The organism is Ruegeria sp. CDSA241 (genome assembly GCF_059611265.1).
Genome location: NZ_JBXWPF010000005.1, coordinates 37,698 through 62,900, shown reverse-complemented (window position 1 = coordinate 62,900; position 25,203 = coordinate 37,698). Strand labels below are relative to the sequence as shown.

23 protein-coding genes and 1 pseudogene are annotated in these 25,203 nt (G+C 55.1%); 13 read left to right on the top strand and 11 right to left on the bottom strand.

Annotated features, from left to right (window positions below; translation table 11 throughout):
* The first annotated feature begins 10 nt into the window (after window positions 1-10).
* Both gatB and AC2FJV_RS06055 read left to right on the top strand, forming a co-directional pair.
* On the top strand, window positions 11-1,522 hold the full coding sequence (gene gatB, locus AC2FJV_RS06060) for an Asp-tRNA(Asn)/Glu-tRNA(Gln) amidotransferase subunit GatB (RefSeq protein ID WP_496713027.1): 1,512 nt from the start codon (window positions 11-13) through the stop codon (window positions 1,520-1,522).
* 182 nt (window positions 1,523-1,704) lie between these two features.
* Complete coding sequence (locus AC2FJV_RS06055; RefSeq protein ID WP_496713025.1) at window positions 1,705-2,136, top strand: DUF4177 domain-containing protein; 432 nt, start codon at window positions 1,705-1,707, stop codon at window positions 2,134-2,136.
* Between the two features lie 54 nt (window positions 2,137-2,190).
* Here AC2FJV_RS06055 and AC2FJV_RS06050 read toward each other — a convergent pair whose 3' ends face one another.
* Both AC2FJV_RS06050 and AC2FJV_RS06045 read right to left on the bottom strand, forming a co-directional pair.
* The gene (locus AC2FJV_RS06050) at window positions 2,191-3,273 is read right to left on the bottom strand and encodes a glycosyltransferase family 4 protein (RefSeq protein ID WP_496713023.1); all 1,083 of its coding nucleotides are present in this window, start codon (window positions 3,271-3,273) and stop codon (window positions 2,191-2,193) included.
* A 262-nt stretch (window positions 3,274-3,535) separates the two neighbouring features.
* Window positions 3,536-3,790, bottom strand: a complete 255-nt coding sequence (locus AC2FJV_RS06045) for a BolA family protein (RefSeq protein WP_142634975.1) — start codon at window positions 3,788-3,790, stop codon at window positions 3,536-3,538.
* Window positions 3,791-3,897: 107 nt separating this feature from the next.
* On the opposite strand from AC2FJV_RS06045, the gene AC2FJV_RS06040 reads away from it, so the two are divergent.
* Window positions 3,898-4,524, top strand: a complete 627-nt coding sequence (locus AC2FJV_RS06040) for a J domain-containing protein (protein WP_496689725.1) — start codon at window positions 3,898-3,900, stop codon at window positions 4,522-4,524.
* A 5-nt stretch (window positions 4,525-4,529) separates the two neighbouring features.
* Here AC2FJV_RS06040 and AC2FJV_RS06035 read toward each other — a convergent pair whose 3' ends face one another.
* Complete coding sequence (locus AC2FJV_RS06035) at window positions 4,530-5,417, bottom strand: Hint domain-containing protein (protein WP_496690878.1); 888 nt, start codon at window positions 5,415-5,417, stop codon at window positions 4,530-4,532.
* Window positions 5,418-5,867: 450 nt separating this feature from the next.
* Between AC2FJV_RS06035 and cobS the strand changes: the two genes are divergently transcribed.
* Window positions 5,868-6,851 (top strand): cobaltochelatase subunit CobS, encoded by a 984-nt coding sequence (gene cobS, locus AC2FJV_RS06030; RefSeq protein WP_496690879.1) that lies wholly within the window; start codon window positions 5,868-5,870, stop codon window positions 6,849-6,851.
* A 93-nt stretch (window positions 6,852-6,944) separates the two neighbouring features.
* On the opposite strand, the gene AC2FJV_RS06025 is transcribed toward cobS, so the two are convergent.
* Entirely contained in the window at window positions 6,945-7,976 is a 1,032-nt protein-coding gene (locus AC2FJV_RS06025; protein ID WP_281972783.1) for a hypothetical protein, read from the bottom strand.
* Window positions 7,977-8,227: 251 nt separating this feature from the next.
* On the opposite strand from AC2FJV_RS06025, the gene cobT reads away from it, so the two are divergent.
* From cobT to AC2FJV_RS06010, 3 genes are all read left to right on the top strand, one after another.
* On the top strand, window positions 8,228-10,105 hold the full coding sequence (cobT, locus tag AC2FJV_RS06020; protein WP_142634986.1) for a cobaltochelatase subunit CobT: 1,878 nt from the start codon (window positions 8,228-8,230) through the stop codon (window positions 10,103-10,105).
* Between the two features lie 53 nt (window positions 10,106-10,158).
* On the top strand, window positions 10,159-11,940 hold the full coding sequence (locus AC2FJV_RS06015; protein ID WP_496713021.1) for an aminopeptidase P family protein: 1,782 nt from the start codon (window positions 10,159-10,161) through the stop codon (window positions 11,938-11,940).
* A 64-nt stretch (window positions 11,941-12,004) separates the two neighbouring features.
* The gene (locus tag AC2FJV_RS06010) at window positions 12,005-12,346 is read left to right on the top strand and encodes a DUF427 domain-containing protein (protein ID WP_281972781.1); all 342 of its coding nucleotides are present in this window, start codon (window positions 12,005-12,007) and stop codon (window positions 12,344-12,346) included.
* Between the two features lie 340 nt (window positions 12,347-12,686).
* On the opposite strand, the gene AC2FJV_RS06005 is transcribed toward AC2FJV_RS06010, so the two are convergent.
* The 7 genes from AC2FJV_RS06005 to AC2FJV_RS05975 form a co-directional block, all read right to left on the bottom strand.
* Entirely contained in the window at window positions 12,687-12,968 is a 282-nt protein-coding gene (locus AC2FJV_RS06005) for a hypothetical protein (protein WP_142634991.1), read from the bottom strand.
* Between the two features lie 119 nt (window positions 12,969-13,087).
* The gene (locus AC2FJV_RS06000) at window positions 13,088-13,300 is read right to left on the bottom strand and encodes a hypothetical protein (RefSeq protein ID WP_281972780.1); all 213 of its coding nucleotides are present in this window, start codon (window positions 13,298-13,300) and stop codon (window positions 13,088-13,090) included.
* A 48-nt stretch (window positions 13,301-13,348) separates the two neighbouring features.
* Window positions 13,349-14,470, bottom strand: coding sequence for an alanine/ornithine racemase family PLP-dependent enzyme (locus AC2FJV_RS05995; RefSeq protein WP_496689722.1), 1,122 nt, complete (start codon window positions 14,468-14,470; stop codon window positions 13,349-13,351).
* On the bottom strand, window positions 14,467-15,666 hold the full coding sequence (locus AC2FJV_RS05990) for an N-acetyltransferase DgcN family protein (protein ID WP_281972778.1): 1,200 nt from the start codon (window positions 15,664-15,666) through the stop codon (window positions 14,467-14,469). Before AC2FJV_RS05990 ends, AC2FJV_RS05995 begins: the two co-directional genes overlap by 4 nt.
* Window positions 15,667-15,749: 83 nt before the next feature.
* The gene (locus AC2FJV_RS05985) at window positions 15,750-16,589 is read right to left on the bottom strand and encodes a hypothetical protein (RefSeq protein WP_496713019.1); all 840 of its coding nucleotides are present in this window, start codon (window positions 16,587-16,589) and stop codon (window positions 15,750-15,752) included.
* Complete coding sequence (locus tag AC2FJV_RS05980; protein WP_142635000.1) at window positions 16,579-16,932, bottom strand: hypothetical protein; 354 nt, start codon at window positions 16,930-16,932, stop codon at window positions 16,579-16,581. The genes AC2FJV_RS05985 and AC2FJV_RS05980 overlap by 11 nt, the downstream gene beginning before the upstream one ends.
* A 773-nt stretch (window positions 16,933-17,705) precedes the next feature.
* Complete coding sequence (locus tag AC2FJV_RS05975) at window positions 17,706-18,347, bottom strand: cysteine hydrolase family protein (RefSeq protein ID WP_281994901.1); 642 nt, start codon at window positions 18,345-18,347, stop codon at window positions 17,706-17,708.
* A gap of 145 nt (window positions 18,348-18,492) precedes the next feature.
* Between AC2FJV_RS05975 and AC2FJV_RS05970 the strand changes: the two genes are divergently transcribed.
* The 6 genes and pseudogenes from AC2FJV_RS05970 (at window position 18,493) to AC2FJV_RS05945 (ending at window position 25,203) form a co-directional block, all read left to right on the top strand.
* On the top strand, window positions 18,493-19,341 hold the full coding sequence (locus AC2FJV_RS05970; RefSeq protein ID WP_271950266.1) for a MurR/RpiR family transcriptional regulator: 849 nt from the start codon (window positions 18,493-18,495) through the stop codon (window positions 19,339-19,341).
* The gene (locus AC2FJV_RS05965; RefSeq protein ID WP_496713016.1) at window positions 19,338-20,642 is read left to right on the top strand and encodes a glutamine synthetase family protein; all 1,305 of its coding nucleotides are present in this window, start codon (window positions 19,338-19,340) and stop codon (window positions 20,640-20,642) included. Before AC2FJV_RS05970 ends, AC2FJV_RS05965 begins: the two co-directional genes overlap by 4 nt.
* A pseudogene (locus tag AC2FJV_RS05960) lies at window positions 20,642-21,411 on the top strand (Rossmann-fold NAD(P)-binding domain-containing protein). Before AC2FJV_RS05965 ends, AC2FJV_RS05960 begins: the two are co-directional and overlap by 1 nt.
* Window positions 21,408-22,178: an N-formylglutamate amidohydrolase gene (locus tag AC2FJV_RS05955; RefSeq protein WP_496713014.1), complete on the top strand. Its 771-nt coding sequence runs from the start codon at window positions 21,408-21,410 to the stop codon at window positions 22,176-22,178. The pseudogene AC2FJV_RS05960 and the gene AC2FJV_RS05955 overlap by 4 nt, the downstream one beginning before the upstream one ends.
* Window positions 22,175-24,055: a branched-chain amino acid ABC transporter ATP-binding protein/permease gene (locus AC2FJV_RS05950; RefSeq protein WP_496689717.1), complete on the top strand. Its 1,881-nt coding sequence runs from the start codon at window positions 22,175-22,177 to the stop codon at window positions 24,053-24,055. Before AC2FJV_RS05955 ends, AC2FJV_RS05950 begins: the two co-directional genes overlap by 4 nt.
* Window positions 24,052-25,203 carry an ABC transporter substrate-binding protein gene (locus AC2FJV_RS05945; protein WP_142635012.1) on the top strand — a complete coding sequence of 384 codons (1,152 nt, stop codon included), beginning with the start codon at window positions 24,052-24,054 and terminating at the stop codon, window positions 25,201-25,203. The genes AC2FJV_RS05950 and AC2FJV_RS05945 overlap by 4 nt, the downstream gene beginning before the upstream one ends.

Here is a 25,203-nt window from a genome sequence, read left to right as displayed (position 1 = left end):
GAGGCGCGCCATGCTCGACCTGACATATGAAATGCCTAAGCCCAAAACCATTGCCGGGGCCAAGCACGATTGGGAACTGGTAATCGGGATGGAGGTGCATGCGCAGGTCTCATCCAATGCCAAGCTGTTCTCGGGCGCATCGACCCAATTCGGGGCCGAGCCGAACTCGAACGTGGCCTTCGTGGACGCGGCAATGCCGGGGATGCTGCCGGTGATCAACGAGTATTGCGTTGAGCAGGCGGTACGCACCGGGTTGGGCCTGAAGGCAGAAATCAACCTGAAATCGGCCTTTGACCGCAAGAACTATTTCTACCCTGATTTGCCGCAAGGTTACCAAATTTCCCAACTTTATCAGCCTATTGTCGGCGAAGGTGAAGTTTTGGTCGAGATGGGCGACGGCACAGCGCGCATGGTGCGGATCGAACGCATCCACATGGAACAGGACGCGGGAAAGTCGATCCACGACATGGACCCGCATATGTCCTTCGTCGACCTGAACCGAACCGGTGTTTGCCTGATGGAGATCGTCAGCCGCCCCGACATTCGCGGCCCGGAAGAGGCCGCCGCCTATATCGCCAAGTTGCGTCAGATCCTGCGCTATCTGGGCACCTGTGATGGCAACATGCAGAACGGCAATTTGCGGGCAGACGTGAACGTCTCGATCTGTTTGCCGGGGGCCTATGAAAAGTATCAGGAAACACAGGATTTCTCGCATCTGGGCACCCGTTGTGAGATCAAGAACATGAACTCGATGCGCTTCATCCAGCAAGCCATTGAGGTCGAGGCCCGCCGTCAGATCGCCATCGTCGAAGGGGGTGGTAAGGTCGACCAGGAAACCCGCCTGTATGACCCGGACAAGGGCGAAACCCGCTCGATGCGGTCGAAGGAAGAAGCGCATGATTACCGCTATTTTCCCGACCCTGACTTGCTACCGCTGGAGATCGAACAGGCTTGGGTGGACGACATTGCCGCCAAGCTGCCCGAGCTGCCGGACGACAAAAAAACAAGGTTTATCAGCGAGTTCGGCTTGACCGACTATGATGCGTCGGTACTGACCGCCGATGTGGAATCAGCTGCCTATTTCGAAGAGGTCGCCAAAGGACGCAATGGCAAACTGGCCGCAAACTGGGTCATTAACGAACTGTTTGGCCGCCTGAAAAAGGAAGATCACGAGATCACCGACTCGCCGGTTTCACCTGCACAGCTTGGCGGCATCATCGACCTGATTTCCTCGGACGCAATCTCGGGCAAGATCGCCAAGGACCTGTTCGAAATCGTCTATACCGAAGGCGGAGATCCGGCGCAGATCGTCGAAGACCGCGGCATGAAGCAGGTGACGGACACCGGCGCGATCGAGGCCGCTTTGGACGAGATCATAGCCGCCAATCCGGCACAGGTCGAGAAGGCCAAGGTAAACCCGAAACTGGCCGGCTGGTTCGTTGGTCAGGTGATGAAGGCGACTGGTGGCAAGGCAAATCCCAAGGCCGTCAACGAGCTGATTGCCAAGAAACTGGGATCGTAGATCTTTCGGTTTTACTGATTTCGGCGGCGGGACTTTAGCCTTTGCGCAAAGTCCCGCCGCTTGTCATTTGTGGCACCAGGCCCGCACCAGCAGATGTGCCGGAATTCGCCCGCCGCGCTATGATGACTTTCCCATTGTGATCAACCTGCTAGATTACCCAGAACTTACAGGTAGGAATTCCGATGCCCCGCTACGAATACAAAGTTGTCCCTTCCCCCCAAAAGTCTGCCAAGACCAAGGGTGAAAAGTCAGCCGAGGGACGTTTCGCTGCTTCTATTGAACAAGTGCTAAACCAGATGGGGCAGGATGGCTGGGAATATCAACGCGCCGAGTTGTTGCCCAGCGAGGAACGCTCCGGCCTGACTGGCAGCACCGTGAACTGGCGCAATGTGCTGATATTTCGCCGTGAAATTGATGTGCCTGTTGCCCCGACACCTGGCCCGACCGAAACGAAGGATGGCGTTGCTCTTGCTCAACCTGTTCCTGGTCCCGATACCGTTCAGGCCCCGGCCCCCATTGCGGAACAGGCCAAAGAGCCGCCTTTGTCGCTGAAAGGTGCTGAAACAGAAAAATCGGAAGTCGAAACTGCAGAGACTGAAGGTCAAAAAACCTGATTGCCCTAACCGGGTCTGTAAAAAAAACGGCTGTCAGGAGTAGCGTTTTGAATCTCAGCTCGTGACGTCGCGAATTAGCGTGTCCCATTGGGCAAAGACCTGATCTGGGGACAGATCGGCCTTTAGCATAGGTGACACCTTGGACATCTGCGCCCTGAGGTCGGGTTCATGGATCAGCTTCAGCACTGCCTGTTCCAAACCACTGACATCGTTGACGGGAACCAGATATCCGTTCCGTCCGTTTTGAATGAACTCTGACGGACCGTAATCGCAATCGAAAGACACGACTGGTATCCCGCTGACCGCCGCCTCAGCGACGACATTGTGAAACCCTTCGAACCGCGAGGTCGCTACCAGAATGTCCGCGCGCTGCGCCCATTCCCCGACCTCGATCGTATTGCCCGGCAGCCGAGCAACCGACTGTAGCCCCAGATCATCGCGCAGTTTCTGCAGATTTTCCCGCTCGCTGCCCTCACCATAGATAATCAGCCTGGTATCTGGAGCTTGGGAATGAATACGCTGCATCGACTGCAGCAACATGTCGAACCCCTTTTGCCGAACGAGGCGGCCAACCGCAACCAGTTGCACACCCCGCCTCGTGCCAGAGGATTCAACTCGCTCAAAGGGGAGGATCGGGTTCGGAATAACCATCCCCTTCTTGCGCAAAGTGAAGGGAAGATCCGCCAATCCGCGATGTGTCAGCCCGACAACCTTTGCTGCCTTTATCCCCGCAATCCCCTGAAGCGGTGCCCAAAGGGGATGTGCGTCCTGTCGCAGCGGATTGTTGCGTTCAGAAATGATAACGGGAATCCCGGTTCCAACGCTTGCCAGAAGAGTCTGAACATTCACCTTGGTCAGGAATGAGATTACAACGTCCGGTCGGAATTTCTTTATGACAGAGCGGATATGCGTAATACGTGACGCCTGTCCCGTCGCCTTTTCTGCAACGCTGAGTTCAACATCGAGATGCATCGGGAAATAGGGACCATCGGTCGGCATCTGAAAACCGGTGACGTGGACAGCACAACCGCGCCGGGCAAAATGCCCTGAAAGCATCGCGATTACTTTCTCTGCCCCCCCAGGCCCAAATCCAGCCTGCACAAAAAGAACTCTCAAAACCAAATACCTGAAAAACATCCCGTCAAAGGAGGGTAGATTAGGGCCCGCGTTCGAGCAACTGTTATGCATGGAATGTTTTCACATTCAGGCTGAATTTCCTGATTTGTTGCAATCAGTGCAAGAAACCGGTCGAAATCACCAAAACACCGAAAAATTACCGGCCGGCTTTCACCTATCCAACCCGCGACCCTGTACCAATCTCTGAACGATCACGGCAAAACACGCAAATTGTCTTCGCTGCAGGGGTGCGACCGTTCCGGGCCGCGTTACAAAAGCCTGCCTAAACACCGATATCCAATGCCAGAGCATGGATCCGCGGCACGATATCTCCAAGCGCCTTGTGCACTGCGCGGTGGCGGGCAACGCGAGATTGCCCCTCGAATGCAGCTGCGCGGATTCGGATGTTGAAATGGCTTTCACCACCTTCTTGGAATCCGGCATGCCCGCGGTGGCTTTCGCTGTCGTCAACGATTTCAAGCTCATGTGGATCAAACGCCGATTGCAGGCGGCTTCGCATTTCTTCGGTCACGGTCATTTTTACGCTCAGCGGCAAAAATATTACCGCCCCCCTCTTCTACTTTCGGCTGCTTAGACTAAACTGCTGCCTCCGAGTCGAGAAGATGCGTTCTTAAGGATCATAGCATGACGAAATCAGACCCATTTGGATTCGATATGTCCGTCTCCAGCGCGAAGAAAAAAAACCCGCGTGGACGGCGTGGTATGTCTGGCGCGTCTGAAACTTCGGTGCGAATCTGTGACCATGAGGGCTGTGAAGAGCCTGGTAAATTTCGGGCCCCGAAAGCACCGGATGTTTTGGATGATTTCTTCTGGTTCTGCCAGCAGCATGTGCGCGAGTATAACCAGAAATGGAATTTCTTCGACGGCACGACCGAGGCCGAAATGAATGCTCAACAGTCTAAGGACAAAGTCTGGGAGCGTGAAACCAAACCCATGGGCGATCCCGAGGCACGTGCCTGGGCCCGTTTGGGAATCGAAGACCCGCACCAGGTGCTGGGCGCGAACAGTACCCAGAACAAAGGGCGCACTACAGGCGGAGGCGGCCGCCGCCTGCCCCCGACCGAACGTCGCGCTATCGAGATTCTGGAAGCCAATGACAGCTGGTCCAAGGCCGAAATCCGAAAGACCTATAAAAAGCTGATCAAGGTGTTGCACCCCGATATGAACGGCGGCGACCGCTCGCAGGAAGAGCAGCTGCAAGAAGTTGTCTGGGCCTGGGACCAGATCAAAGACAGCCGGAACTTTAAATAGGCGTTTTAATTGCTGGCCATACCCTGCAGCGCCAGCACTTCGGGGCGTTTCAAGCAACGTAACCGCGTTCGAGGAACCGACGCCTCAGCACACAGTTCAGGGAATAGCGCGCGCAATTCGTCGACGTCTTCGCGGTGAAAGGATTGCAGCGCCCTGTCGCCCAGAAACAGGCTTTCGCTGCGCACGCCATTGGATGTCAAAATCTCGTGCCGTTCGCAGGCAATGTGAAAATATTCTACCGGCTTATCGGGCGACACTTGATAGACCGTATCGCCATTGACCAAATGGATGGCAGCCGAAAAAACCTTTGCTTCGCCAAACAATAACTCGGCCCGCCAGCCTTCCAGCACGATCCGATGCTGAGGCGACACGTACAAATCCTGATCCGGCACCCCTTTGCCCAGGGCATTTCTCCGGATGCAGACAGGTCTGAACTTTGGCCTGCTGTGCAAAGCCATAGTGCTAAGAGCCCTTTTGCCGATCCAGACAATAGGCAGTGCCCCGCCATTCGAGACGAGCACCCTGTCGCCAACAACCAATTTCTCGACCGGGACCGGTCCGTTGTCGGTATCAATCAAAGTCCCGGAAACAAAACAAGGCGGGTCTGTTGGATCAAGATCCGAGGTCGTGATCTTCCAGTTCCCCAATGTCATCGGGCCCGTCGGGTTCGCCGTGTCCCAGGCATAAACCTGGCCGCCCACCCGAATGAACTCGCCAGATTCCCCTGTGCCACGGTAATTGCCTTGGCCAAGATATGTGTAGGTCTGGAACGTTGCCCCACCATCGAACGAGATCGTAGAGCCAGAGATAATGGCAGGAACGGTCGTGTCCTGAACGATCAGGTCTCCGCGGCCAGTGCTGTTGACAGTATGGAGAAGGGCATCAAAAGCCATTGGTCAGGCCCAGGATGCTGACGACCGAATGCGCCAACAAATGACCATGGAAAGTACAGAACTAAAAGCAGCCTTAACCAAGCTTCTCATAAACTACCTCACTCGGAACCCATCAAAACTCACCAATATGTTCAGTCTAAAACACAGTTACCCCCAAACTAAGTGATATTTTCATATTTGAATGCATAGTGTTGCCTGCTGGCCAACAATATCGCCTGATGTAAAAGTGCAATTTCACCAAGACCATCTCCTTATGTGTAATCCGATTGGGCACTGTGCCTTTATCTGAAACGAACGGAGGCGGTATGCCGAGCGCGTCAATACGAATGAAACTGCGCCTCAGTCTTTTAGCCTCGCCGCTTCCCCTTGCCCTTACCCGCAATATGTTGCACCACACACGGGTTCAGAAGCCCGCGCGGGGGCCGCGGTATCAGGATAAGGACGACAGGCATGGATTGGCCGATTGACGCAAACGCAAAACCAACAGAAGAGATTTCGGTCCGAGATGTGTTCGGCATCGATTCTGACATGCAGGTCAAACGCTTTTACGAACAGACAGAACGGGTTCCCGAGATCGACCCGACATATAAGTTCGACCCAGATACGACGCTGGCAATCCTCGCAGGGTTTACCCATAACCGCCGCGTGATGATTCAGGGTTATCACGGCACCGGTAAATCGACCCATATCGAACAGGTTGCCGCACGCCTGAATTGGCCGGCTGTGCGTGTGAACCTCGACAGCCATATCAGCCGGATCGACCTGATCGGCAAGGACGCGATCAAACTGCGCGACGGCAAGCAGGTCACGGATTTCCACGAAGGAATTCTGCCCTGGGCTCTGCGTAACCCTGTTGCTATCGTCTTTGACGAATACGATGCCGGGCGCGCAGACGTGATGTTTGTGATCCAGCGCGTTCTGGAAACCAATGGCAGCCTGACCCTGCTGGACCAGAACGAGATTCTGACCCCGCACAAGTATTTCCGCCTGTTTGCCACCGCCAATACTGTTGGGCTGGGTGACACGACCGGCCTGTATCACGGCACACAACAGATCAACCAAGCCCAGATGGACCGTTGGTCTCTGGTCGCGACGCTGAACTACCTTAGCCATGACGCAGAAACGATGATCGTTCTGTCCAAAGCACCGCATTACAACACTGCCGAGGGCCGCAAGATCGTCGCTCAGATGGTCACCGTTGCCGATCTGACTCGGACCGCGTTCATGAACGGTGATCTTTCGACCGTGATGAGCCCCCGAACGGTAATCAACTGGGCCCAAAACGCCGAGATTTTCCGCAATGTCGGCTATGCTTTCCGCCTATCCTTTCTGAACAAATGCGACGAGCTGGAGCGCCAGACAGTGGCCGAGTTCTATCAGCGGTGTTTTGACGAGGAACTCCCGGAAAGCGCTGCAAGCACCAGCTTGGGATAACAAAATATACGGAATTTCCGGGGGCTTGTGCGTGGCACAGGCTTTCGGAAGCTCTTGCAGGGCCACATCATCAAAAGCTACGAAAGTTAGCTTTTATGCATTATTGGCCAAATGTGCCTGTGCAACTTCTTGAGCCGCATCTGGAGCCAACAATCCATCGTCGTCAAGTTTCCAGATTCCAATGTGATTGTCACAGAACTCGCGAAGATGACCGCGTTTACTGACGTCTTCCGCCAATTTGGTTAAACTATCCGCCGCCTCTGTGAAGTTATGCATGGCATAATCATCAAAGTCCTGGGTTTTCCACGGCCGATCATCGCCGAAATGAAACGTCAGACTGACATTCTTGAGCATCAGCATTCGTTTCGAGTGCGCAGCGAGATTGAATAGCATTGGCTGTATGACCCCAGACATCCCGAGGCAGGAATCTGTGCGAACAAATTGATCGAAAACTTCTTTGGAAAAAACAAAGCAGTCGAAACCCGGATGCTGCATACCAACCTCGCCCATAGACAGGGGGTCATGGGAAAACCCATGCGCATCGCCAAATGTCCGACGATTGATCGTGATGGCATCGAAACCACCCGCAATAAGCTGACGTACCGCGCCATAAAAATAGGGCTGAAGACAAATATCTGCATTAGTGTAGATTACAAAATCTCCGGGTTTAGCAACGGATGCACCCTTTTCCAGAACATCAAACAAAAGTGGCAAAGGCCGAGGAATTCGAAACGTTCCGACATCCAGAACCGTGCGTTCCAGTTTTGTCGCAACTTGCAGGCCGTAATGGGCTTGAATCAGATCTTCGTCCCCATGCACCGGAACCTGCACCAAAGTTGTTTCACCTTCACCAGCCAACGGATCTGATTTGGCAGTCACCATGCTATCCAACGTAGCGCGCTGGACATCATTCATCGCTCCGTCGACAGAAAAGAAATTGACGATATGCACCAGGTTGATTGGGTCAGGATCTTTGTATTTGGGATCGAAAACGTGAACTATCTCACTCAGCGGCGTTGAGGGTGACTGACAGAAAACATTCTCGGCTAGCCAGCCCGAGGGCTGTAATTCTATAGTCTGTCTTTTGATCCCGAACAATTTTCGAAATTGTCTTCTGAGTCCCATTAAACCGTCCCAAACAAATAACTATATCACGCGTTCGTGTACCGTTCGTTTTGCATTGTACTGACGGAAAAGTCACCCCCAGTTAGAATCACAGGCCACGCAGAAGCCGGGCGTTGCCTCTTTTCTACAGGTCTGGCGTTTTTGCAATTCGGGCGTGCCGCTGATTACCCGGAAAACAAGGCCGACCCTATGGTCAAGACCTATGATTGGCTCTAGGTTGCCCGAGTAGAACAAGACCGGACCTGCCACCGATGAGCAAACCCAAAGACAACCCCGCTGATCCGTTCAAGAAAGCTCTGGCCGAAGCCACCAAAGTGATGGCCGACGATCCGGAACTTACGGTGAGCTATACGGTCGACCCGTCGGGCCTGTCGGGTGAGTCGATGCGGTTGCCTCAGGTCTCGCGGCGCATGACGCGGGAAGAGGTTCTGTTGGCGCGCGGGACCGCGGATGCTTTGGCTTTGCAGCGACGCTATCACGATGATGCTACTCATAATCGCTATGCGCCTCCAGGTGACATGGCCCGCGATCTGTACGAGGCGATGGAGGTTGCCCGGTGCGAAGCGATGGGTGCGCGGGACATGCCAGGCACTGCGTCCAACATCGACGTCAAGATCGGGCACGAAGCGATCCGGCGTGGGTATGATCAATGCAAACAGCCAGCTGACGCGCCTCTTTCGGTGGCCGCCGGCTATCTGATCCGGCATCTGGCCACTGGTCGCGACCTGCCGCCTGCGGCTGACAATGTCATGAACCTGTGGCGCGGGTTTATCGAAGATCAGGCAGGGGGCGTACTGGAGAACCTTGACGAGGTGCTTTCGGACCAGGCCGAATTCGCCAAGTTTGCACGCCAGATGATCAAGGATCTGGGCTATGGCGATCAGCTGGGCGATGACCCGGATGAGCTGGACGAAGATCAGGAAGATCAGGCCGAAGACGACGCCGAAGAACAGCCCGACCCCGACAGCACTGGTCAGGATGATCAGGACGAACAGGACGCGGATGCGACCCCTGAGCAGTCACAGGAAGAACAGCAGGATCAGTCTCAGGCCCAAGTCTCCATGGATGAGATGGCCGAGGATGAAATGGGAGAAGAGGCCGAGATGCCCGAGGGCGAGGCCCCGCTGGAGCCGCCTGCCCCTCCGCCTGCATCCGATGCTGATCCCGACTATAAGGTCTACCTGAGCACCCATGACGAAGAGATCGCCGCCGAGGATCTGGCGGAGCCCGCTGAGCTGGAACGCCTTCGGGCCTATCTGGATCAACAGCTAGAACCGCTGAAAGGTGCCGTCAGCCGTTTGGCCAACAAATTGCAGCGCCGGTTGCAGGCGCAACAGAACCGCAGCTGGGAGTTCGACCGCGAAGAAGGCATTCTGGACGCCGGCCGTCTGGCGCGTGTTGTTGCAAGCCCAACCACACCGCTGAGCTTTAAGGTCGAGAAGGATACTGAATTCCGCGATACGGTGGTGACGCTGCTGTTGGATAATTCGGGCTCGATGCGCGGGCGACCTATTTCGATCGCGGCGATCTGCGCGGATGTTCTGGCACGCACGCTGGAACGCTGCAACGTCAAGGTCGAGATTCTGGGCTTTACCACGCGAGCGTGGAAAGGCGGGCTGGCGCGCGAAGCCTGGCTGAACGATGGCCGCCCACAGCAGCCCGGTCGTCTGAACGATCTACGCCATATCATCTACAAAGGCGCGGATGCCCCGTGGCGACGCGCCCGGCCCAATCTGGGGCTGATGATGAAAGAAGGGCTACTGAAGGAAAATATCGACGGCGAGGCGCTGGAATGGGCGCATCGCCGGATGACGGCACGGCGCGAGCAGCGCAAGATTTTGATGGTAATCTCGGACGGGGCGCCGGTCGATGATTCAACGCTCAGCGTGAACCCTGCAAACTATCTGGAAAAGCACCTGCGCGATGTGATCGGGATGGTCGAAAAGCGCAAGATGGTGGAATTGCTTGCCATCGGCATCGGCCATGACGTGACCCGGTATTACGACCGCGCCGTGACCATCACGGATGTCGAGCAACTGGCCGGAGCCATGACCGAGCAACTGGCCGCTCTGTTTGACAGTGATCCGCGCGCACGAGCGCGGGTGATGGGAATGAAGAGAGTAGGCTGAATCGCCTTTTCCATAACATGGCGTCGCGCGCTCCAAACTGATAGAGGTATGACATGTTTCAGTCCTTCGCCGTGACCGCACGGCCGGAACAGGGCCCGCCTCGGCTGGCCGATCTGCGGACCGAATTGACACGCGATGGGTTGGACGGTTTCTTGGTCCCGCGCGCAGATGTGCATCAAGGCGAGTATGTGGCCCCGCGCGACGAACGGCTTGCCTGGCTGACCGGGTTCACAGGTTCGGCCGGGTTCTGCGTGGTTTTGGCAGATAAGGCCGGCGTCTTCATTGACGGACGTTATCGCACGCAGGTCAAAGCGCAGGTCGCCGCCGATTACACACCTGTTCCATGGCCCGAGGTCAGCCTTGCCGCGTGGCTAACGGAACAACTCCCGCAGGGTGGTCGGGTTGGCTTTGATCCGTGGCTACATTCGGCGGGTCAGATCGCGAAAACGCAGACCGACCTTGAAGGCCGAGATATTACACTGGTGCGCAGCGACAATCTGGTGGACCGGGTTTGGTGGGATCAACCCGATCCACCAATGAACCCGGTAAAGCTGCACCCGATCGAATTCGCGGGCGAAAGCGCAGACAGCAAAATCGCGCGTCTGGCGCAGTCCCTGCAGGACACGGGCTGTGGCGCAGCGGTGATTACCCTGCCCGACTCGATCATGTGGTTGTTGAACATTCGGGGCTCCGATATCGGGTACAACCCGGTGGCGCATGGGTTTGCTATACTGCATGCGGATGGCCGCGTGGATCTGTTCATGGCGCACCAAAAGCTGAACGTGGCGATGGCCGATTCAGTCACAGTTCATGCGCCGGACACGTTTTTGACGGCTGTCGCAGCGCTTGACGGTAAGGTTCAGGTTGATCTTGGTACGCTGCCACAGGCAGTGGCCGATGTACTAGAAGGGCAGATGGTCGATGGCGGCGACCCTTGTGCGCTGCCCAAAGCCTGCAAGAACCCTGCCGAAATCGCAGGCAGTGCCGAGGCACATCTGCGCGATGCTGTCGCTGTGATCGAAACGCTGTGCTGGCTGGATGCGCAAGCCGCTGGCGATGTTACGGAAACGCAGGTGGTCACTCGGCTTGAGGAGAACCGGCGCAAGGATAATGCCCTGCAGGATATCTCGTTCGATACGATTGCAGGGACAGGACCCAATGGCGCGATCATGCATTACCGGGTGACCGAGGAAACCGACAGCCTGCTGCAAGACGGTCATATCCTGGTGCTGGACAGCGGCGGACAATATTTGGATGGCACGACTGATATTACCCGGACCATTGCTATCGGCAATGTGGGTGAAGAAGAAAAAGCCTGCTTTACTCGCGTGCTGAAAGGCATGATCGCCATGTCTATGCTGCGCTGGCCTGCCGGGTTGGCTGGACGTGATATCGAATCCGTGGCGCGTATGCCCCTATGGGCAGCGGGTCAGGACTTTAATCACGGTGTCGGGCACGGCGTCGGTGCCTATCTGAGTGTGCATGAGGGCCCTCAGCGTCTGTCCAAAGCCAGCCATGAGCCCTTGCTGCCGGGCATGATCTTGTCGAATGAGCCGGGTTACTACCGCGAAGGTGCGTTTGGAATCAGGATTGAAAACCTTTTGGTGGTGCAATCTGCCCCTACCCTGCCCAGTGGTGACGCGGAACGTCCCATGTTGGAATGGCGCACATTGACCTATGTCCCTATCGACCGACGCTTGGTTCTGACCGATATGCTGACGGCAGTCGAACGCGACTGGCTGAACGCATATCACCGCGAAGTTGCCGAAAAAGTTCGACCAAGGCTGGGAGATGACGCCCAACTGTGGTTGGATGCCGCAACCGCACCGATCTGACATCGCATCGTTACATATACCGGGCAGTGGACAAGCGGGAAACCGGACCAGAGGAAGAGCAAAGATGACCGAGATCACCATTCGCAAGACACCAGGCAAATGGAGCGTCCGTTCAGGAGGCGCCATTCTGGGTGAAACCACAAATGCTCTGGAATTGCTCGAGGGCAATCTTGATCCGGTCATCTATTTCCCTCGTACCGATATCGCGATGGCATTTCTGGATGTTACCGACAAGGTCACGCAGTGCAAACACAAGGGCCAAGCCACGCATTTTTCGATCGTCAACAAATCCTCGGTCACTGAAAACGCTGCTTGGAGCTATGAAGACCCGATCCATTCTGCCTTAGACATCAAAGGCCATGTCGCCTTCTACCCGCTTGATTCCGTGAAGGTCGAACAAATCTGACGCATGTCCCAGATGCGCAATACCTCTACTCAATCGAGTTGTTGCACAATATGAAAGGCCAGATCGCTTTGGCCTTCACGTCAAAATCTGGATCGAAGTAAGTGAACGATCCTTTACGCTGGATACCACGAAAGTATCAAACGAGCCCGACCTGCACCTTGGGATTTCTCGCTGCACCTACACTAAAAACTGCTTTTTTCCGGTATTCATGGCGCAGTTTCTTGGCAAAACCCACGCCCAAAATGGTCTGTTTTTCTGGCACCAAATAGATTTGTTTTTGGTCGATCTAATGCCGCAATCAATGTGAATTTAGAGAGTTAAACTGAAGCCTGCTCAAGATCTAAAACTCATCAAATTCCGGAACATTTCCAAGCCTAATGATGAAACTCGGCGCCCCGACCTCGCCACTGTTCGGGTCCTCACTGACCATGTAGGCATCAGCGCCAGCGCAATCGTCGGATAGCGCTTCCCTTTCTGCTCTGTTTTGTGCCTCTGCCGCCGTGGAATATTCAAATTGCTTACCAATTTTCAAGTTTCCTTGCCCTCCGCGACCGGGCTTATTTTCCACATATGTCTGGCAGATATAGTGAATTTTTTCTGAGCTCTCATCTGAGATTGTCATGGCAGTATCCGTAAAATGAGTATGGGTGCGATTGATGCATGGGAAAAACAATGCTCGCTAGCCGCTTTGTTCGTGTTTCGATAATTCCAGTCGCGCAAAAAGAAGGGGCGACAATCCTGTCACCGCTTTTTGACGGGCTTCGGCGGACAGGCTTCAGATAATGTATTCGCATCCCTTTCGAGCCGAGTTTTGCGGAGCCGGGCATTCTTGATCTGTCTTTGCTCTGCTTCTTCGTTGACCATTTCTCTAACGATCCGCGTTGTTTTGTCCATCGGTGTTTCCGCCTTGGGAACGTGTGCATTGAAGACAGTTTTTTTTGTCAGCTTTGCCAATGGTTATTCTCCTAACCGTTTTCAACGGTGCATTTATCAGTTGAGTGTTCAAATCGATGCCAGGTGATTGCCTGATCCTTGAGAGACATGCGCATGTCGTGAATGACTGCCACGGAGCAGCTTTGTCTTAACGTCAGGAGCGGACATAGCATTCATCAATGCACTATAGTTCATTTGGAACTTCATTTCCGATCCTACGCTTTGCGTCGAATGGTAAGTGCCAACGACAAGATGATCGCTTGTTGCACCGATAAACCTGTATCCAGGGGGCATCGAAAGCCCCAAAATGTCCGTATCTTGCTGACCAACGGCCAGAATTATTTGTGTGCTCTGTCCGCTTTTCGGGACGAGGTGAAGTCTTTTGAATACCGGATCGCAGATGCTCTGAGGGTGAGATGCAGGTTTGGACCCTGTTTCAATTACCTCAGCGATAAGTATGAAGGCATCCGTATACATCCCGCCTATTTGATCTCCGGAAACCGGATCAACGCCCAGAAGTATTGCTTCCCCCAGCCTTAGATCGTTGATGCGACAAGCTGGGTGTCCGCCGAGGGCCCAAGGAAGGTTGGCCGAGTTTCCGCCAGATACCGTGTGAAGGAAGGGACCACACTGCCCCTCTGTTTCATTAGCCAGGTCAGATAGGGCCTCCATATCTGCAGCATTCGGGGCAATTCCCCCCAGACATGCAAAGTTCGCTCCGATGCCTTTCAGTGTAACGCCGGGCATGTCCACCACTTGCTGTGCAACCGAGCCGAGGTCCTTTGGCATGATCCCTTCGCGCAGATCGCCCATCTCAACCATCAGGATAATGCCGTGAATGCAGTCTTTCCGGATCGCGGCGGCGGCCAGAGCGGTAATCACGAGGATTTCTGTATTGTAGCTCGCCTCACAGTATTGGATGACCTGATCGACCTGGCTCAGCGTTGGTGTACGGATCAATGTGATCGGGCATGTCATGCCCGCGTTGCGTAACCTTCGCACGTTACTAAGCCGCGCTTCCGCAAGCCCCACAGCGCCGCCGTCGAGCATTGCCTGAGCGATGGCCGGATGCCCGCACACTGCCTTGGTCACACCGGTGACACCGATGCCGCGTGTCTTGAGGCGCTCGACAACAGTCTTCGCATTGTGACGTATCTTGCTCAGATGCACCTCAATGCGAGGGGTACTCATATCGCAGCCACGGGTGTGGAGTGACGTAACCCAGGGTAAGCGGCAACAACCATTGCAAGCAAATGCGAAGCCGGCCGGCTGAGTACATCCGTTACAGGCAGCCCGAGTATTTGTGACTGTGCGGCGATCGTGTCGGTTACCTCGGCCTCGGACATCCCCTCATGATTGAGCGTGACACCAATGACCTTTGTGTCAGCAAATGCTTCGATTAGGGCAATCTCACTTGCAGGCTTGGGCATCGGCATATTGGGAAAGTCACAGCGATGCGCGCGCTTTGGAGCGTGCTGGAGGATTACGGCGTCCGGCTGGCTGCCCCGCAGGATAAAGGCGGATGTGCAGAATGCCGGATGGCTCAACGCCCCTTGACCTTCGATCAATATGACATCGGGTCGTTCAGACTCGGAAGCGTCGACGATCGCGCCTTCAAGTTCGCCGCAACAGAACTGCGGTGGTACGGCATCCATTGCCACCCCATATTTTGCACCCTGCATCAAACCTGTCTGGCCCGTACCAACAAGGACAGTCTTGATGCCTCTTGTGTTCAAGGCACGGGCTAAAACAGTCGCTGTTGTCCGCTTTCCGATGGCGCAGTCGGTCCCAAGAACCGCTATGCGCAGTGCTTTCACACCAGAAATACTCCCATCGAACAGGCGCATATCCTTGCTGGGTTTAGGTTTGCGAATATCTCGGATGGTGACTTTGCGTTCGGCCGCAAAAGAGGCGATTTCTGGATCATCGCCCAGATACTCATGCAATCCACTGACGATGTTCATACCAAGTGATATCGCGTCGAGAACAACGTCACGATCTGTCGATGAGAGCCTGCCCGTAGATGGTGCCATCCCGTAAATGAGGGTATCCGGGATTACAGCTTCATGGACAACAGCAGCGTCCAGACTTCTGAAGACCGGAATGTGGTTTACAGTATCGTCAAGAACCAACCCGCTGTCTTTGCCGTCGTGATCGCTATCTATGACAGACAGGATCCTATAGGCCTCTGAATGGCGAACGAGGCCATTTGCAGTTTTGCCATCCGCCTTGGCAAAGTTACCTTGGCAATAGACAATCGCAGTTGGCGGCAAGATGATCTGAGTGGCAGAAGTTGATCTTATGGGTTCGTCGCTGGTAAATGGCGGCGCCTGCGCCCCGCTAACAGGACGACGGATCGTGTTTGCCACGTTAAAGTCGGTTTTCATGATGTTTCCTTTGTGTGGTCGACACCCAAGGCAACACGGTCGTCACCATCGGATACCAAAGTCGAAATAGTCGCGCCGCGCGCTCAGTTATCGAGAACGCACAGACCTTTAGATGACTTGAAATTCTTGTTGCAGTTCCAACGGTTTCCGGACCTGTCAAGATGGGCATTCGCAGGAAGCTCTATTGTTTCGCAATTCACACCTGAGGTCGCGTATCCCCGCTCGCACTTCCATCCCGTGCCGTACGTTGCATCGTCCAAGTAGGCATGTTCAGGGATCACGACGGCCGCGCACGTGCCATCCTTTACAAAATATCCACGTTCACATGTCCAGGGTTGGCCGTATCCTGATGAATTCAAATACGCGTTAGCCGGGACCACAATGGCGACGCAACGGTCGTCCAATGCTTCGAACCCACGTTTGCATTCCCACGCGGGTCCATAGGTCGTATCAGCCAGATAAGCGTTTGCGGGTACGACAATTTCTTGGCACGTATCGTCGATTTTGAGAAAACCGCGAGAGCAATGCCAGCGTTCACCTGATGAATCAAGGAATCCGCCATCGGGTACAATCACCGCAACACAGGTCGCTTCATCGTTCTCGCGAAAACCATGAAGACATTCCCAACCTAAACCATAGGTACGGTTGGTCGGATAGGCATTTTCTGGCACTACGACAGCTGCGCAGATGTCGCCACTCAACCTATACCCGGCGTTGCATTTCCAACCGTCACCGTAACTTGTTGCAGTGGCATTTTCTGGCACCGATTGCGATGTAGATTGAGCGAATGCAGGCATCGAAAATAAAAGCAAAGCACAGAGTGTAAACCCAATCAGCACCGCACTCATCTGAATGCCTAGTGACAGATTTGCGCGCCAAGCCGTCCGAAAGAGTTGCGGCATTGCCTTTGCCTTATGATCCATCCAGCTCAAGCCCCGCGATACAGGCATCTGCGAGGTCGCGGCTTGGCGAATCTGACCCCGGCAGTGTTGCCCAACCTGTATCCATCATGGCCTTGCGGCGGTTAAAGCCAGAGGCCTCTTGCAGTGTTTCGATTATTTCTTCGCGCTTGGGGTCAGCGGTTGACCTGTTCAGGCAGACCGGCACCATCGCAAGCGTTACTTCTTCGCTTGCATGGTCTTTCGCCAATTCTTGAGCGCTGCCGCTGGTTGTCCATCCGCCCCAGGTAAAGCCAAGGATTGAGACCGCAACCGCACCACACAAAGCACCGTAGATGCCTGGTTTCGTCCATTCTGGAAATGTCATTTTAGTTCCTCTGGCGGAGAAAGCGCCGCCTCGCTGTTTTATGTCTTTCTGCGCAATCTTAATCTTGCGCCCAGGCCATTCTCAGGACGCGATGGTCGATAGGCGCAGTTCTTGCCTATCGGAAGCTCATTTGATCAACGGTTGCGTTGTGGTTTATTGGCAAGCCATCGGTGCGTCTGATCACCACAAACGGATCAACTAACATCACAAGCGATGTGGTCGTGCGCGATAACATCGGCAACTTTCCCAAACATCAAATCCAAGTAGAGGACGTGACAGCTGAATTTTCATGATGGAAGAACTTAGTTCACTCTAGCAGGCGATACGCCTGGGCTGCAGAAAACCAGAACTTTAGTGTTCCCTATGTAACCACTTGGAGCCGCAATTACAACGCTCGTGGCCCTAACGCTGTTCCCAAGGCCCCGATACCGATCAAAAAAATGGTTTCAACCTGGCATTTACTTTGTGTATCGGCAAATCCGTGACCACTTATGTAGCCTTTTTACTATGTCACTCTGAAACTGGCATTCGCTGCATCAAGGAAAACATGTGGTGAGGGCAGATAATGCTTGGACGTTTTACCGAAAAGTGTTGGTTTGTCTCTGATCTCACATGCTGTTTTGAGTGTGCCTCGCCAAATATTTCTGAGCGACTTTTTTGGATGATGACAGGTTGGACTGACGCGCAGGGAAAAATCGGAATTTGGCGAGAAAACGGGTGTGGGTAACGCCTGATACGCGCCGTCAAACGGATCGGCTGGGCGCCTCACCGACCTAGCCACGACCGATTTCGTCAAGCAATTCGGCTGTCGTCACCTGACGGCAGTAGCCTTTGATCGTTTGCAGGGAATTGTCGTGACGCTCTTGCGTGTAGGTCATGCAAGCATCCGTCACTTGGGTGACCAGATAGCCCAGATCACAGGCATCGCGAATTGCGCTTTCGACGCATTGATCGGTCACGATCCCCGCCAGCACCAATTGCTTTATGCCGAGATTGCGCAACACGTAATCTATGTGGGTCGAGACAAAGACTGAGGACGAAGATTTTGGAAACACGATCTCATCATCGGCTGGTGCCAGTTCGTCGATCACCTTGCCGTCCCAGGATCCTTTGGGCACGTTGAAGCCCGTGATTTTGTAATCCAGAGATCTGTCGCGCCCGTCTTTGGTCAGACTTTCAATCGTTGTATAAAGAACCTCGATTCCCGCCGCGCGAAATCCCTTTTGCAAGGCTTGCATATTAGGTACGATACGGGATTTCAGCTGCTCAAAAAACCAGCCAAACTTTGCGTCAAAATCGGCATTTGTCAGCCCTTCGAATTCGGCACCATCCCTGTGGGCTGCAAAGTTCTGCACGTCAATAAATAGCAATCCCGATTGGTCATGTTCTAGTGGAAGATCGCGGGTCAATTCCATGTCTGTCTCTGCTTTCAAATGTTTGCCCAAGAGGTCTAATTTTATGAATGAGGGCGATCATGACGTCCACACTAAAAGAAAATAAAATTCCAAAGTCAACTAAATTTAGATTGACAGAAAATATTTTTCCACCACCATATAGCGCATGTTGATCAGAGACCGCATCGAAAACGCAGCCGATATGCTAACCAGCGGAGAGCGCAAACTTGCTGCAGCTATCCTGTCGGATTACCCATTTGCTGGCCTTTCCTCGATCCAGGAGCTGGCAAAACACGCCGAGGTGTCACCGCCTTCAATCTCACGGTTTGTTACCAAGATTGGACTTGATGGATATCAGGATTTCCAACGTGATCTTATCGCGGAATTGAAAGAAGGGCACCGCTCGCCGGTTCAACTCCACCAGGCGGAACGGCCCGTTCATGGGGGATATCTGAAGGACTTTATTTCCAAATCGGCCAGCCAGATGGCCATGGCGGCTGATGCTATCACCGAAGATCAGTTTAACCAGATCTGCACCCTTCTGACCGACCCGAAACGCAGCGTTTACGTGCTGGGTGGCCGGATCAGCGATACGATCGCCAAGCATCTTTCGTTCCACCTGCGTCAGATCCGCAAGGATGTGTTTCATCTGCCTGATACGCCTGAAGGCTGGCCAGAATATCTGTTGCGGATGCGGCCCGGGGATATCCTTTATGCTGTTGATTTTCGCCGTTACCAACCGGCGCTGGAGCAGCTGTCGCTTGTTGCCTCACGCGATCGGAATGCCCGTGTGATCCTGATGACGGACAAATGGATTTCACCGATTGCCAAACACGCCCATGAGGTCATGCCGGTGCCAATTGATAGCGGCACCTTGTGGGATACTTACTCGGCGGCACTCTCGGTGACCGAGGCCATCGTGACGCGGATTGCCGAGGACAACTGGGAACAGACCCGAGACCGCATCAAGGCCTGGGATGCTTTGCGCTTTACTCAAGAGGAAAATGAAAAATGACCCTGCCGCTAATTTTTGCTGCCATATCCGATGTTGCCGGAAAGGTGCGCGGCAAAGCCTTTCCCGCTGATCAGTTGGAAAAACGGCTGGTGCGGGGGGTCGGCTGGACCCCTACCAATGTGCAGATCACCTGTTTCGACATAATCGCTGACAGCCCGTTCGGCGCACTAGGTGATTTGCTTTTGATTCCCGATGCAAACGCAGAGGCCCGGGCGACATTTGGAGATGTGACCGAGCATTTCCTGATGGGCGATGTCGTCACGCTTGACGGGGATCCTTGGGCCTTTTGTACGCGCGCTATCCTCAAATCCGCGCTGAAGCGCCTGCATGATGTGGCGGGCGTTCATCTGATCTCGGCGTTCGAGCACGAGTTTCAACTGAAAAGCCCACCGGCGGTGGAAAACCAGGGATACGGACGCGAAGGGTTCGAGATTCAGCGGAAGCTTTGCGAAGTGCTGATGGCGACACTCGCCGAAAACGGGCTCGAGCCAGACAGTATCATGAAGGAATTCGGCCCCAATCAATACGAGGTCGTTATCGGCCCTGCCAAAGGTGTGCGCTCGGCAGATGCGGCAGTAATCCTGCGCGAGCTTACTCGCTCGGCAGCGCGTCACCTGGGTGAGGCTGCAACCTTTACGCCAATCCGCGATGTGGCGAGCGTCGGCAATGGCGTTCATATCCACATGAGCTTTGTCGACGATGCCGGCGAGCCGGTCACATTTGATGCAAGCGGCCCCTGCGGGATGTCCAGACTTACTGATGGGTTCGCTGCTGGCGTGCTAAAATACCTGCCTAACATTTTAGCGCTGACGGCACCGTCTGTCGTGTCATACGAACGCCTTACTCCGCACCGGTGGTCGGCTGCGTATAACAATCTCGGGTTCCGAGACCGCGAGGCCTCGTTAAGGGTCTGCCCTGTGACGGCAAAGGACCCCGCTTCAATCGCCAGACAATTCAACATTGAATACCGCGCGGCGGATGCAGCGGCGTCGCCTTACCTGGCTTTGGCCGCTGTTGTACATGCTGGTGTTCAGGGGATCGAAGATGGGCTGAAAGCGCCTGCGCCGACCGAGGAAGACCTGTCGCTTCTGTCAGCGGATGATCTCACGGCGCGTGGTTTTGTGCGCCTGCCCGAAACGCTTGAGGCCGCCCTTGAGGCGTTTCAGGCGGATACGACCGTCACCAGTTGGTTCGGACCAGATTTCGCGAGCGTCTACGCCGCCCATAAGGCTGCAGAAATCGACGCGGTAAAAGACATGGACACAGCACAGAAATGCGCCGTGTACGAAGGAACATACTGATGAGCGCGCCCTCTGACAGAGCATTGGTTCCATTTGTCAGCGTCGAAAACATGCGGTCCCTGGTCCATAAGCATGGCCTACGGGACTGCCTTGCAGGATTGGCCAATATGATCAAAGCCGATTTCAAACGCTGGCCGGTATTTGACAAGACACCGCGCGTGGCGTCCCATTCTAAGGTCGGTGTGATTGAACTGATGCCAACCTATGATGGTGTGGATCACACCTTCAAGTCCATGAACGGACACCGATCGAACACCAAGGTCGGCCTGCAAACCCTTACCGTCGTTGGTGTGCTGGCCTCTGTTGATACCGGCTATCGACGACTCATTTCTGAAATGACCCTTCTAACGGCGCTTCGCACGGTGGCAATATCGGCGATGGTGACGCGTATACTGGCCCCCAAATCAGCTAAAACCGCTGCGAGTATCGGCAACGGGATATTCTGATGCGCAATGACATTTCTGTAGAGTACCCAAAACAGACGCGCATTGAGGGCGATATCCAGCAACTCGACCCGGATCACGCGGTCAACGAACTGTGGCAGGTTCTAACCGGTTCTAAAAAGGGACGAACCTACGACGATCAGATCACGGTTTTTGATGGTGTTGGCTTTGTGGTCGAGGATTTCTCGGCCACACGCTGGCTGCACCAAAAAGCGACTGACGGCGCCCCAAGCGAAATGCTGGATCTGGTTGCCGACCCGCACGACCCCAAGGATCTGCTCGGTATAATAAGACGATGCACACACCGTGCGGTCCAAGCTGCATGAATTTGTGTACTCATACCTTATTGGGGCCGAACGATCCTGCGCCGATTGACGTCGTTAATGCAGATAGCACGTCGGAGATCGTGCTGCTGTGTGAGCATGCAGGCAATGCGGTCCCCGAGATGCTTGGAGATTTGGGCGTCCCCCGCGACGTCATTGAAAGCCACCGCGGCTGGGACATTGGTGCCCAGAATGTAGCGCGCCAGTTGGCTGAACAGTTGAACGCGCCTCTCGTCATCCAAAATTACTCACGGCTGGTATTTGACTGTAACCGTCCCCCTGACAGCCCCTTGGCGGTCCCTGCGATCAGCGACCAGGTTGAGGTGCCGGGGAACAGCGCGATCACCGAATTGAGCCGGGCCATGCGTGTCGATGAAATCTTTCGACCTATGGATGCAGAGTTGAATCGGCTCTTTGCCAACCGTCCGCGTCGTGCCGCGTTTTCGATCCATTCCTTTACACCGCATCTCGATGGCAAGGACCGGCCTTGGCAGGCAGGCTTTTTAAGCCGCGGAACAGGCGGTGCTGCCAAAGCATTGATGGCACATATCGCGCAGCGCCGCCCTGACATGACCTTTGCGTTGAACAAGCCCTATCAGATCGAAACTGAGGGCGATTGGTTTATTCCAGCGCATGCAGAACCCCGTGAGCTTGTGCATTGCCTGATTGAAATTCGAAACGATCAAATCCGCGAACAATCGCAAGTCGGGCTGTGGGCGGATCTGCTGGCAGACGCAATCGTTACAGCGGTAGGGGACATTCCCTCATGAGCATCGCCCCCCTTCATACACATCCCGGACGCTTGCGGGCGTCCAACTTGCTCCGGACGGCGGCGGCGGTTGCTGTGCTGCTGGCTGTGGTGCTTGGGCTGACGTTGATTTTTGGACGCACTGGCGAGCGGATTGCTGTACAGATGTGTGTCAATGTGGTCGCTGTAGTGGCCCTTGCGATTTATTGCGGCAACACGGGCATTGTGTCTTTCGGGCATGGCGCGTTTTTGGCGCTAGGCGCTTATCTGTCAGGCATTCTCACCATGCCTGCTGCTCTTCAACGTTCTGCCCTGCCGGATCTTCCGTCATTTCTGGCAGGCCATGAAGTAACGATCTGGGTGTCGCTGCCGGTGGTCGCCCTTGCGGGACTTGCCTTTGCAGCCCTAACCGGAAGCGCCATCGCTCGGCTTGTGGGTGCGTCTGCCACGATTGCCACGCTTGGCCTGCTGATCATCGCCCATGGCGTGGCCATCGCCGCACGCGAGATCACACGCGGCAGCCAGACGTTTTACGGTGTGCCAAGGGTGACAGATCTGGTTCTGGCCCTCGGCGCGGCCACGGTCGCAATCCTGCTGGCCCGTTGGTATCGCGAAAGCCGTTTGGGCCTGTTTTCCCGCGCGGCCCGTGACGATGAGGATGCCGCAACAGCACTTGGCATCAATGCCCGACGCACAAGATTCATCGCTTGGTGTGCCTCTGGTACCATGGCGACAGTCGCGGGTGCACTTTACGGGCATATGCTGGGGGCATTTTCACCCGCATCCTTCTACCTTGGGCTCGTCTTTGCGCAGGTGGTCATGATGATTGTCGGTGGAATGTCATCGGTTGGCGGCGCAGTGGTCGGGGTGATCGCGGTGACGCTGCTGCAGGACACTGTGCGCCAGTTCGAAGGCGGCTCAACTGTGCTTGGCGTCACCTTGCCCGAGGTCTTTGGCCTGACGACGATTGTCCTGGGGCTTGCCATCCTGCTGGTGATCTGGGCGCGACCTCAGGGTCTGGTCGGAGGCTTTGAACTTGGCCCTGGCGCCGATGCAAACCTGCTCGGGCGCCTGAAGTCCCGAGTAACTCCTGCGCGCACGCCCGAGCCCGTCGTCCCAGCCACGCTGAAAGCATCAAACCTGTCAAAAAGTTTCGCAGGCGTCAAAGCCGTAAGAGACGTCAGTTTCGAAGCTCCGACTGGGCGCATCACTGGCCTGATTGGCCCCAACGGTGCTGGCAAGTCCACGCTTGTTAACTTGCTGACACGCGCCTATCAGGCGGACACCGGTTCTGCGCATATGGGCGAGGTTGATCTGACCCGTGTCTCGCATCACAAAGTGCCAGGCTTTGGTGTCTCGCGTAGCTTCCAAAACTTGCGCCTGTTCAGCGGTCTGACAGCCTACGAAAATGTTCTTGTTGCCGCTTTGGCCGCAGGTCACGACCGCAAGACTGCCGCGGCTATCACCCTGCGTGAACTAGATGCCTTTGATCTTGGGGAAGTCGCCGGGTATCGCGCCGACAGCCTGCCATATGGTGCCCGCAAGCGCCTGGAAATCGCCCGCGCTTTGGCACAAGACCCGAAGATTCTTTTACTGGATGAACCGGCCGCTGGCATGAATCCCGGCGAAACAGATGACCTGGCTGATCGGCTGATTAAGGTCGGCAAAACACGCGGCATCGGTGTCCTTCTGATCGATCATGACCTGAGGTTCGTGAACCGCCTGTCGGACTGGATCGTGGTGATGCACCAAGGTGGCGTCATCGCGCAAGGCACGCCTGAAGACGTGCGCGCAAATCCCAAAGTCATCGAGGCTTACATCGGCAAAGGGCGCACAGCCCAAAAAGCAGAAATTAGCGAAACCAACCGAAGTCAACCAACAGAGGTAGCAATAAAATGATACGTAATGCCCTTCTTCTTTCAACAGCAGTTATCACCGGCCTGGCTGGAACAGCGATGGCTGAGAGTTATAAAATCGGCGTAATGTCCGCGCAATCGGGCTATCTGGCCCCCTATGATGGACCCGCCTATGCCGGGTTCCAGTTCTGCATTGACGAAATGAACGCCAAGGGGGGCCTAAACGGCACAACACCGGTTGAGCTGATCGTGCGCGACACCCGGTCTGACATCGCCGAAGGCGTTAAAGTCGTACAGGAAATGATCGATGACGGCGCGCAGTTCATCGTGGCGTCAGCCGATGCCGATCCGACAATCGCCGCGGCCCAGATCACAGCGGCTGACAGCATCCCAACAATGACCTTTGCCGGAACAGCCCCGGTTCTGACGCAAGTCGGTGAACATGTCTTTGGCAGTTACCCTGCGGACAACCAACAGGCCGCCGTACTGGCAGGCCACGCACGCGAGCAAGGGTTCGAACGTGTCTGGCTCGTGAAATCCCCGGACAGTGCCTACACATTGGGTGGGCCCGAGTACTTTGGCGAGGCCTTCACATCGCTTGGTGGCGCCGTTGTCGGAGAAAGCAACTATTCGCTGAACCAGCCGGACTTTTCTGCCATCGTGACGACCATCAAGAATGCGGATACCACCCCGGACGTGATCGTCACATGGGCGTGGGAGCCTGATTTCCCGGCCTTCATCCGTGCGCTGCGCGGTGCCGGGGTTGATACCCAGGTGATGGGAGGTGACGTACTCGATTCACCAACCGTACGCGGCCTTGGTGATGTCGTCACAGGCGTAGCGCATACATCTGGTGGCTTCCCAGACGAAGGCTCTGCCTATGCCGATTTCATCGCGCGGTTCTCTGCTGCAAAGGGAATCACGCCTGACAACAATTACTACGTCAATGGCTGCGATATTGCGCATATGATCGAGGATGCTGTCGCAGCGGCTGGCACGACAGACCCTGCTGCCGTGACTGCCGCAATGGCCGGCATTGAGAATGGTGAGGGTATCATGTCCAACTTCACTTTCGCGGGGACCGACCGGATGCCTCTGCGTGATGTTGTGGTCGCGCGGATTACCGATGCAGGCGAAAAAGAGTTTGTCCTGCGCACCTCAGCTGATCCCGCAATCCTGCCACAGCCGTAA